Origin of the sequence: Aquitalea sp. ASV11, assembly GCF_016429185.1 — a bacterium.
Classification (GTDB): domain Bacteria; phylum Pseudomonadota; class Gammaproteobacteria; order Burkholderiales; family Chromobacteriaceae; genus Aquitalea; species Aquitalea pelogenes.
The window spans coordinates 1-10,066 of record NZ_JAELUD010000105.1; the positions used below are offsets into that span (position 1 = coordinate 1).

Below are 10,066 nucleotides of genomic sequence, written 5' to 3' on the forward strand. Positions count from 1 at the left end.
CCCCCCCCCCCCCCCCCCCCCCCCCCCCCCCCCCCCCCCCCCCCCCCCCCCCCTTTTTTGCGTTCGTCTCGTGGGCTCGGAGATGTGTATAAGAGACAGGAAGTGACTTGGCCAATTGCGTATCGTTTGCAAGAAATGGGTGCAATCTTGACACCTCATAATGTCTATTTGGCAGTTTTTGGTGAGTCAGGTGTGCTAGGCCTTATATGTTTTATTTATCTGATTTTTTATTTTGGTTTCTTTCAATACTACCTATTTCCAAACAAGTATTCACTCGCATGCTCATCAGTTGCAATTTTGTTTATAATTGGTGGTTTCTCGGAGACGCATGAGGTCTTTTCGCCAGGTATTACTATGTTTACATTAATTGGTCTTCGTGCATTGGCTGTTAAATCAAGTATCACTACTGTTGTTTGATAATATGAATTTGTCTACTTTGTCTGTGATATTAATCCCTACCTTCCGCCGTCCTGTATTATTACGGAAGCTGTTGAATTCACTTCAGTCTGAGTTGCTGAGCAAGGATGTGGCCATTGTCATTGGTGATAATGACTGTGGTGTGGATGTTCCAGCAATTGTCGAAGAGTATAAGTCTTTATTTTCGAACTTGACTTGTATTCCTGTTCCTGAAAGAGGTATTTCGCAGGTGCGTAATGCTTTGGTTCAGCATGCTGTTGACCATTTCCCCGCGTGGGAATATCTAATCATGCTGGATGATGACGGTTTTGTGATGCCAGGCTGGTTTTCAAGTTTATTCGAAACCATTAATATGTACCCGGCTGAGGTTTATGGAGGCCCTGTTCTCGGGGATATACCACGAGAAAGTAATATTTTTGCTCGGAATAGCTTGTATGCGGCTAGGTCAACAAGGTCTACTGGGTATGTGGATATATTGAGCGGAGCTCAAAATATCGTTATTTCACGGTCAATTGAGAGTTATATTGACTACCCTTTTTTTGACATGGCGTATGGTTTGTCAGGAGGAGAGGATTATGCATTTTTCAGACGGCTTCGTGCCAAAGATGCTCGTTTTGCATGGTCTGCTGATGCTTATCTGACTGAGCCGACCCCAGTAGAGCGGTTGCAAGTTAAAAAGATAATTGGGCGTTACTATACGACGGGTAAGTATATGGCTAGTATTGATCGTTCATTTGATGGTACTTTGCTAACAATTATGAATGCTGTGAAAGGTTTTTTGGGCTCAATTTTGAAATGCCTAAAAAATTTGTTACTAATCAAGAAGAATGAATTTGCCTCATCTTTTTTGATGTTGGCACATTTTTCTGGGCGTTTAATGGGTGTGACTGGTTCCCGCTCTTCGCGCTATTCTTAAGTATCATGTGAGTCAAAAATGAATTCACCTATAGTTGCCGTTGGTTTTTGTACCTATAAACGCCTGCATTCACTTGAAAGACTGTTCCAGCATCTGGCTGGCACTATCAAGGCTGTTAATGAGCAGTGTGTGATCATTGTTGTTGATAATGATGGTAACGACCCGGCAGTACCACAGGCCATTGATGGTTTTGCACAGGCTCATGGTCTTGATGTGCGTTATCTGGTGGAAACGCAGCCTGGTATTTCTGCAGCGCGCAATGCGGTATTTACAGAGGCGGAGCGCCTTGGCGTACAGTTCATGGCCATGCTGGATGATGATGAGTGGCCGACTGATCGCTGGTTGAGCGAATTGCTTAAAACCCAGGCTATCAATAACGCCAGTATTGTTGGCGGGCCTGTCCGTCCTGTATTTCCAGAGTCTGCTCGCCATCTGGAAAAATATGCGCGTTACTGGTCGGTGCAGAAACAATCATTGGACGGCAAGCCCTTTGTATTTTGTACCTGCAATTTTCTGGTAAACATGCACGCCATTGCCAAGGAGCCACGGCCCTTGTTTGATGAGGCATTCGGTTTGTCCGGTGGCGGTGATACCGTATTCTTCCGCAAGCTGTTTTATCGCGGCCATGCCATGGCGTGGTCTGAAGATGCCTGGATTTACGAAGAAGTGCCGGCATCTCGTGCGGGCTTCAAGTGGATGCGCCAGCGTCGCTTCCGGGTCGGGAACCATGCTGTGCGTTGGGAAAGTGTTAATGGTCGTGGTTTGCGTAGCTTGCTCAAAACCATTGGCCTGACTTTGCGTTTGCCGGTTTATCCGCTGTTCCGTCGTGAGCCGGAGTCGCCGTTTGTTGGCTGGCTGCTGGAAATGGATAAGGTAAGAGGGCGCTGGGCTTCCCATTTTGGTGACGTCTTTGTGGAATATGCCCGGCCGCAGCCGGGGCAAAAGGCCTGCCGCTAAGGGGTATTGATGCTTTCCTTGTTGCGCGGTGTGCTGGACCGGCTGGAGTCTCGTTTCCGTTTGCTGACAATCGGGGCGACATTGGTACCTACCATGTCCGCCTTATTGTTTCAGCTGGTGACTTTTACCATTACGGCCCGTGGCCTGGGGGTGGAGCAGTTTGGTATCTATACCGGCCTCTTGGCCCTGGTGGGTGTTTTTGTTGAGTTGACCGGGCTGGGTAGTGCGGACTTGTTGGTGCGCGGGGTTTCCAAGGATGTTTCCAGCTTTTCCCGTTATTACGGCAATTTGCTGTTGTCTGTTCTGATTACCTTGCCGCTGGCGGTGCTGGCCAGCCTGTTGATTGCATCCTTGCTGTTGCACATCCAGTTACCGCTATGGCCCATGGCATTGGCCTTGCTTGCAGAGATCATGGTGTCACGTGTATCGGCCTCCACCGAATTGGTGATGGTAGCGCATGGGCATACTGTGCGGGCTGGCTGGGTGCGGCTGTCTACGGTATTGGCCCGTCTGTTTATGGCGGTGCTGTATTTTGTTTTGTTCCATCAGACGCAATTGGTGGGCTGGATTGATGTGGTGCTGCTGCAATCGGTGCTGATGTCGGTGTTTTACTTGCTGCTGTCTGCGCGCTTGTATGGTGCGCCGCATTTTTGCTTGTTGGCGCGAGAATTGCATAGCGGGGTGATGTTCAGTCTGAACCAGAGCTCGCGTGCGATGCAGACTAACCTGGATCGCATGATTCTGGCACGTTTTACCGATGCCACTACCTTGGGCAGTTATGGTGCGGCTTCTCGCGTATTACAGCTGGGCTTGTTTCCCATGCAGGTACTGACACGTATTTATTACCCACATTTTTTCCGTGAAGGCAGCAAGGGCTTTGTTTCTGTTTTCCGTTATGGCGTGTCGGTTGCGCCCACCATGTTTGTTTCCGGGGTGGTTTCGGCATTGGTGGTGTCTGTATGTGCTTTAGCCGTGCCGGATTTGTTGGGCAAGGGCTTTCAGGACAGTGTGCACTCCATTTTCATTCTTTCAGCGGCCCTGCCGCTTATTGCTTTGCAATATCCAGCTTCCGATATTCTGACCGGTGGCGGCCGGCAGGGGCTGCGAACGGTTATTTTTACCGGATCCACCTTTGGCTTCGGCTTTGTCCTGGTGGGTGGTGTACTGGTGTTTGGATTTTCCGGTTTGCTGTACGCTTTTGTCTTTGCACACTTTTTATTGGCCTGTGTTCTTTGGGGGGCAGCCTTTTTGTGCTGCAAACACAGCCGGGTTTCTTGATCTGTTGGAGTCCTATTAATGAAAATCACAGTTATTGGTACGGGTTATGTCGGCTTGGTGACGGGCACTTGTCTGGCTGAAATGGGGAATGATGTTCTTTGCCTGGATCTGGATGTTTCCAAGATCAAGATCCTGCATGAAGGCGGTATCCCCATTCACGAGCCCGGCTTGCTGGAAATGGTGCGTCACAATGTAGAAGCGGGCCGTTTGCGTTTTACCAGTGATATTCAGGAGAGTGTTGCCTTTGGCGACTTGCAATTCATCGCCGTGGGTACGCCGCCGGATGAGGATGGCTCAGCCGACCTGAAATACGTGCTGGCCGCTGCCCGCAACATTGCCTTGCATATGGACGATTACAAGGTGGTGATTGATAAATCCACCGTGCCGGTGGGTACAGCGGACAAGGTGAAAGCAGTGATTGCTGAAACCTTGCAGCAACGTGGTGTGGATGCCGGCTTTGCCGTGGTGTCCAATCCGGAATTTCTGAAAGAAGGTGCTGCGGTTGAAGACTTCATGCGTCCGGACCGCATTATCGTTGGCGCTGACGACGAGCGTGCCATCAAGCTGATGCGTGAATTGTACGCACCGTTTACCCGCAATCATGACCGCATGATCGTGATGGATGTGCGTTCTGCTGAACTGAGCAAATACGCCGCCAATGCCATGTTGGCCACGCGTATTTCTTTCATGAACGAGTTGGCCAATCTGGCTGAAAAGCTCGGTGCGGATATCGAGCAAGTGCGTATCGGTATCGGTTCTGATCCGCGTATCGGTTTTCACTTCCTGTATGCCGGTTGCGGTTATGGCGGTTCTTGCTTCCCCAAGGATGTACAGGCGCTGATTCGTGCTGCTGAAGAAACCGAGTTGCCGCTCAAGGTTTTGCAGGCGGTGGAGGATGCCAATGATGCACAGAAGAATGTCCTGCTGAACAAGATCAAGCATCGCTTTGGTGCAGACCTTTCCGGCAAGACTTTTGCCGTATGGGGCTTGGCGTTCAAACCGAACACCGACGATATGCGCGTAGCACCCAGCATTGTACTGATTGAAGGTTTGCTGGCCTTGGGCGCTGAAGTGGTGGCGTACGACCCGGTGGCCATGACCGAAGCACGTCGCGTATTTGGCGAACGTGTCGGCCTGCGCTATGCCACATCGCCTTTGGCAGCTGCGCAGGATAGCGATGCGCTGGCCATTGTCACCGAATGGAAGGAATTCCGTGCTCCCAACTTTGATGCACTGAAATCCGCCCTGAAAAACCCGGTAGTGTTTGATGGCCGCAATATGTATGTGCCAGAACAAATGCGCCAGCGTGGTTTCGAATACGACACCATTGGTCGTCGTTAATCCGGTCAGCAAAAAAATAATTCGCTCAGAGAGAGTCAGCACATGAAGGCCATGATTTTAGCTGCGGGCAAGGGAACCCGCGTTCGCCCCCTGACCTATGATTTGCCCAAACCGATGATTCCGATTCTGGGCAAGCCGGTGATGGAGTATCTGGTAGAGCATCTGGTGCGCTATGGTGTGCAGGACATCATGGTGAACGTCAGCTATCTGCACGAAAAGATCGAGCAGTACTTTGGTGACGGCCAGCGCCTGGGTGCGCATATCGGTTATTCCTTTGAAGGCTATGTCGATGATGCCGGTGAGGTGAATCCGCACCCGGTGGGGTCGGCTGGCGGCATGCGCAAGATCCAGGATTTTGGTGGTTTCTTTGATGAAACCACGCTGGTGATTTGCGGCGATGCACTGATTGATCTGGATATCCGTTCTGCCTTGTTCGAGCACAAGCGCAAAGGCGCGCTGGTGAGTGTCATCACCAAGGAAGTACCGCTGGAGCAGGTGTCAAGCTATGGCATTGTAGTGACCGATGATGATGGCCGTGTGCGCTCCTTTCAGGAAAAGCCAAAGCAGGAAGAAGCGCTGTCCCGCCTGGCGAGTACCGGTATCTACATCATGGAACCGGAAGTGCTTGATCTGATTCCCAGTAACACCTTTTTCGATATCGGTAGCGACCTGTTTCCGCTCATCGTGGAAAAAGGCCTGCCTTTCTATGCCCAAAAGCGTCATTTCAACTGGATTGATATTGGCAATGTAAAAGACTTCCTCACGGTGCAGCTGGATATTCTGAGCGGCCGCGTGGCGCAAATGTATGTGCCGGGCGTAGAAGTGGCAGAGCGGGTATGGGCAGGGCTGAATACCCGTATCGACTGGGACAATATCGAGATTCAGGGCCCGGTATTCTTTGGTTCCGGTTGTCATGTGGAAGCCGGTGCCAAGATTATCGGACCGGCCTGGATTGGCCATGGCAGTCATATCTGCAAGAACACCCTGGTGGAGCGCAGTGTGCTGTTTGAATACACCCGCATTGCCGAAGGTTCCAGGGTACAGGACGCCGTGGTGTATGGCGATTACACCGTCAGCCATGCCGGTGAAATCCGCCATATCAGCGAGTTCAAGGATAATTTGTGGAATGATGCGCGCGATCGTCGCCTGAAGCCGCGTGTTGGTACTGACAAGACTGAATAATCTTCTGGTAGGTAGACTTCAGAAGTGAGGATCTACCAACAAATATATTCAAATGAGATTCCAATGAAAATCACCCCCGTTATTTTGTGCGGCGGCAGTGGCACCCGTTTGTGGCCATTGTCCCGCAGCAGCTTTCCCAAGCAGTTTCTGGAGCTGGCTGATGGTGAATCACTGTTGCAAGCCACCCTGCGTCGTTTGCCTGCTAGTGCCAGCGATGCGCTGATCATCTCCAATGCTGACCACCGTTTTCTGGTAGCAGAGCAGTGCAAGTCGCAGCCTGATGCTACAGTGGTACTGGAGCCGGTGGCGCGAAATACCGCGCCAGCCATTGCCGCCGCTGCTTTCATTGCCCGTCAGCGCGACCCGGATGCCGTGATGCTGGTATTGCCCAGCGATCACCTGATTCGGGATACGGCAGCCTTCCATGCTGCGGTTGAGGCGGCCTATCCGTCTGCCGTGGCTGGCAAGATCGTCACTTTCGGCATCGTGCCGGACCAGCCCAATACCGGCTACGGCTACATTCAGCGCGGTGCTGCGCTGGCTGGCGATGTGTATGCGGTTCAGCGTTTTGTGGAAAAGCCGGATCACGACAATGCCGTGCGCATGATTGATTCTGGCGATTACTACTGGAATAGCGGCATGTTCCTGCTCAAGGCCAGTACCTATCTGGATGAGCTGGCCCGTTTCCAGCCGCAGATGCATGCGCAAGCCGAGCAGTCTGTGTTGCAAGCCAGGCAGGACCTGGACTTCTTCCGTCTGGATCCGACAGCTTTTGCCGCTTGCCCCAGCGATTCCATCGACTATGCCGTGATGGAGCGCACCGCCAGTGCCGCAGTGGTTGCTTCTGATTTTGGCTGGAGCGATATCGGCTCCTGGACGTCACTGGCCGAATCGCTGCCGCAAGATGCGCAAGGCAATGTATTGCGTGGTGACGTGATGCTGGATGACAGCCGCAATTGCCTGGTAATGGGCAATCACCGGCTGGTGACGGCCACGGGTGTGGATGACCTCATCATCATCGAGACATCCGACGCGGTACTGGTGGCGCACAAGGACAAGTCGCAATCGGTAAAGAAGATTGTGGAGCAGCTGCAAAAGCAGCAACGTGCAGAAGCGCATCTGCACCGTCAGGTGTATCGCCCGTGGGGTACTTACGAAGGCGTGGATGATGGCGACCGCTATCAGGTGAAGCGCATCACCGTGAAGCCGGGTGCATCGCTCTCACTGCAAATGCACCATCACCGTGCCGAACACTGGATCGTGGTGAAGGGCACTGCTCGCGTCACTTGCGGTGACAAGGTGAGCCTGCTGACGGAAAACCAGTCCACTTATATCCCGCTGGGTGAAGTGCACCGGCTGGAAAACCCGGGCAAGGTGATGCTGGAGCTGATTGAGGTGCAGTCCGGCTCCTACCTTGGCGAAGACGATATTGTGCGCTTTGAGGATACCTACGGGCGTAATTGAGGTCAGCATTGTGCTGTTGTAGTAAAAAGAGGTGTTGCCAGGCAACACCTCTTTTCATTTGTCGGCCTGCGCTTGTGCCTTGCTTCAGGCTTCAGGCTGCCACTTTTGCTCTCGCAGCCTGACCATTCCATAGGCAAAGCCAAGCGCCCAGCCGCTATGCATGGCGAAGGCGGCTACACCTGCCAACAGCGCGCAGGGCTTTTTGTGCTTGGCCACTACGGATGCAGTGCCGGCCAGCAGCAGACCAAGATAGCCTGCCGGAATAATCAGGCTGTAAGGCGAGATGAGTGCCAGTGGCAAGGCCAGTAAGCTGCTGCCAATGCAAGCCGGGACGGCAAACTGACGCAGGCGCAGCGAAGTAGGGTGCTTCCGTACCGTGCGTGAGCGACCCTTGCCGTAGTTGAAATATTGCTTGAACAGGCTTTTGAAACTGGCGCGGGGATGGTAAATCAACCGGATTTTGCCATCCAGGTAAATCTTCATGCCGCGGGCACGCAGTCGGCAGTCAAATTCGGCATCTTCATTATGGGTAAAGGTGGCGTCGTAGCCTTTGTTCCGTATGAAAGAAACCGTTTTGAAAATGGCATGATGGCCATGGTCGACATAGCCACTGAAATTGCCACCGCGGTGTGCTGAACCGCCAGAGCCGATCAAACTGTCGGAAACCCAGGCAACTGCATTTTGAAAGCAGCCCTCGCCTTTGGAATCCATAGGGACCACGACCGAGTCGGCATCATGCTGTTTGATGGCATCAAGCAATGCGCTGATGAAATTGGCGGGATAGATGGCATGTGCATCGCAGCGAATGACATATTCGGTTCCATGGCCAAATTTCTCTACCGCAAGGTTGACTGCGGCACTCTGGATTTTCTGCGGATTGTGCAGCAGTTTGACGTATGCGTGCTGACGCGCATAGTTCTGGACTTTTTGCGCGGTGTCGTCACTGCTGCCGCCATCTGCCACCACAATCGTGCTATTCGCGGGTAGTCCGGCTGAAATGCTGTCCAGTACGGATACGATGTGTTTGCTCTCGTTGAGCGTGGGGATAACAATCAATACGGAATCGGACATGCTGTGCTGGATTTCTTTGGTCTTGATTTCAGTTCAATCAGGCTGGAATGCCGTGCTGACACCCGGTTCAGTCAAAACGCCCTTGGCTTTCCTTGCCCCATTGGTTCAGCGCATTGATCAATGCCGATTCCTTTTGTTGTTTCTGCTCGGTCAGCCAGGTAGGAATGATGTCAGTAGAGCGCACCAGCTTCATCACCCGGTCCGGATGAATGCCAAGCCCCAGTGCCGAAAACGGTCGTAATAGCTGTGCTGCGGTATAAACGATGAATTTGGGTACCAGATAGGTTTTGGCTTTGGGGAAATGATGTTGACGGAAGGTGTCGACAATCTGCTCCATGGTGTAACGGTCTGGATAGCAACCATTCAGCAAGGTAAAGCGCTGGTTATTACGCGCAGCATATTCGATGGCTTCCAGCAGATCGCCCACATAAAAGCAGGCTTTTACCGTGTCTTTACGACCAGGATAGATAAAGAATCCTTTTTTCAGCAGCTTTGCCATGCGGGTAAAGTTACCGCCTTCACCATGGCCGAAAATGACGGCAGGGCGGCAAATGACCAGTTTTCGGTTGCCGTCTTCTTCCATCCAGTTTTTCTGAATGCGCTCCGCCAGAAATTTGGACCAGCCATAAGCGGACTCAGGTGTTGGCTTGGTGCTTTCCGATTTGGCTTCTTCAGAAGGGCCATAAACCGAGATGGAGCTGGTAAATACAATTTCACTAATATTGTTTCTGCGTGCCCAGGCGGTAATTTCGGTGGCACCCAGAACATTTGTTTCGTAGTACTCGTGTGTGGGGTGACCGGGCGTGGTGTGGATGGCTGCAAGGTTATAAATGCGGTCTACTTTGCCGGTCACGTTCAATTGACTGAGGTCACGTACATCGCCGGTGATGTAGTCAACACCGCTAAGGCGTTCGCGTGGGGGCTTGATGTCGATGGAGACAACCCGCTGGCCTTCTGCGACCAGTCGACGTGTAAGGTGTGTTCCAATGAAACCCGATCCACCGAAAATGACACTGCATTGAACCATGAGTACTCCAGAAGTTTTTAACCGAAATGTAAGAATTGTGCTGGAAAGTAATGTGAAGCAAAGATGAAGTGAGAGCGCCCGGCTCCTGATGCTGTCCGCGCGCGGATGATATTTTTATGTACAGACATTCAAGGTATTTCACCCCAAATGTTGATGCGCGATAAGCCATGTTTTTACCATATTTCCAGGCTGGAATCATCCATTTTATACAAACCCTGGCTGCATCTGCTTGGGTGAAATTAGCTATATGGGTAGAGGTTAGTGCTGTCTCTTATACACATCTCCGAGCCCACGAGACGAACGCAAAAAAATGGGGGGGGGGGGGGGGGGGGGGGGGGGGGGGGGGGGGGGGGGGGGGGGGGGGGGGGGGGGGGGGGGGGGGGGGGGGGGGGGGGGGGGGGGGGGGGGGGGGG

At 52.4% G+C, this 10,066-nt stretch carries 8 protein-coding genes; 6 read left to right on the forward strand and 2 right to left on the reverse strand.

Translation table 11 applies throughout. From position 1 onward, the window contains the following. Window positions 1-421 precede the first annotated feature (421 nt). The 6 genes from JHD62_RS20270 (at window position 422) to JHD62_RS20295 (ending at window position 7,555) form a co-directional block, all read left to right on the forward strand. Window positions 422-1,333, forward strand: a complete 912-nt coding sequence (locus JHD62_RS20270) for a glycosyltransferase (protein ID WP_255523044.1) — start codon at window positions 422-424, stop codon at window positions 1,331-1,333. A gap of 18 nt (window positions 1,334-1,351) precedes the next feature. Then, window positions 1,352-2,290, forward strand: a complete 939-nt coding sequence (locus JHD62_RS20275; protein WP_199104401.1) for a glycosyltransferase — start codon at window positions 1,352-1,354, stop codon at window positions 2,288-2,290. Window positions 2,291-2,320: 30 nt separating this feature from the next. Beyond that, window positions 2,321-3,568, forward strand: a complete 1,248-nt coding sequence (locus tag JHD62_RS20280; protein ID WP_199104402.1) for an oligosaccharide flippase family protein — start codon at window positions 2,321-2,323, stop codon at window positions 3,566-3,568. Between the two features lie 18 nt (window positions 3,569-3,586). After that, complete coding sequence (locus JHD62_RS20285) at window positions 3,587-4,909, forward strand: UDP-glucose/GDP-mannose dehydrogenase family protein (protein WP_199104403.1); 1,323 nt, start codon at window positions 3,587-3,589, stop codon at window positions 4,907-4,909. Between the two features lie 51 nt (window positions 4,910-4,960). Continuing rightward, window positions 4,961-6,091 (forward strand): sugar phosphate nucleotidyltransferase, encoded by a 1,131-nt coding sequence (locus JHD62_RS20290; RefSeq protein WP_233161126.1) that lies wholly within the window; start codon window positions 4,961-4,963, stop codon window positions 6,089-6,091. 63 nt (window positions 6,092-6,154) lie between these two features. Continuing rightward, on the forward strand, window positions 6,155-7,555 hold the full coding sequence (locus JHD62_RS20295) for a mannose-1-phosphate guanylyltransferase/mannose-6-phosphate isomerase (RefSeq protein ID WP_199104405.1): 1,401 nt from the start codon (window positions 6,155-6,157) through the stop codon (window positions 7,553-7,555). A gap of 84 nt (window positions 7,556-7,639) precedes the next feature. Here the strand turns inward: JHD62_RS20295 and JHD62_RS20300 are convergent, their stop codons facing one another. Next, window positions 7,640-8,626 (reverse strand): glycosyltransferase family 2 protein, encoded by a 987-nt coding sequence (locus tag JHD62_RS20300; RefSeq protein WP_199104406.1) that lies wholly within the window; start codon window positions 8,624-8,626, stop codon window positions 7,640-7,642. Window positions 8,627-8,693: 67 nt separating this feature from the next. After that, window positions 8,694-9,653, reverse strand: coding sequence for an NAD(P)-dependent oxidoreductase (locus JHD62_RS20305; protein WP_199104407.1), 960 nt, complete (start codon window positions 9,651-9,653; stop codon window positions 8,694-8,696). Window positions 9,654-10,066: the final 413 nt, after the last annotated feature.

Excerpts from the sequence above, each read along its gene's own strand:
- JHD62_RS20270 (WP_255523044.1), top strand. The coding sequence starts at position 422 with ATGAATTTGTCTACTTTGTCTGTGATATTAATCCCTACCTTCCGCCGT.
- JHD62_RS20275 (WP_199104401.1), top strand. The coding sequence starts at position 1,352 with ATGAATTCACCTATAGTTGCCGTTGGTTTTTGTACCTATAAACGCCTG.
- JHD62_RS20285 (WP_199104403.1), top strand. The coding sequence starts at position 3,587 with ATGAAAATCACAGTTATTGGTACGGGTTATGTCGGCTTGGTGACGGGC.
- JHD62_RS20290 (WP_233161126.1), top strand. The coding sequence starts at position 4,961 with ATGATTTTAGCTGCGGGCAAGGGAACCCGCGTTCGCCCCCTGACCTAT.
- JHD62_RS20295 (WP_199104405.1), top strand. The coding sequence starts at position 6,155 with ATGAAAATCACCCCCGTTATTTTGTGCGGCGGCAGTGGCACCCGTTTG.
- JHD62_RS20300 (WP_199104406.1), bottom strand. The coding sequence starts at position 8,626 with ATGTCCGATTCCGTATTGATTGTTATCCCCACGCTCAACGAGAGCAAA.
- JHD62_RS20305 (WP_199104407.1), bottom strand. The coding sequence starts at position 9,653 with ATGGTTCAATGCAGTGTCATTTTCGGTGGATCGGGTTTCATTGGAACA.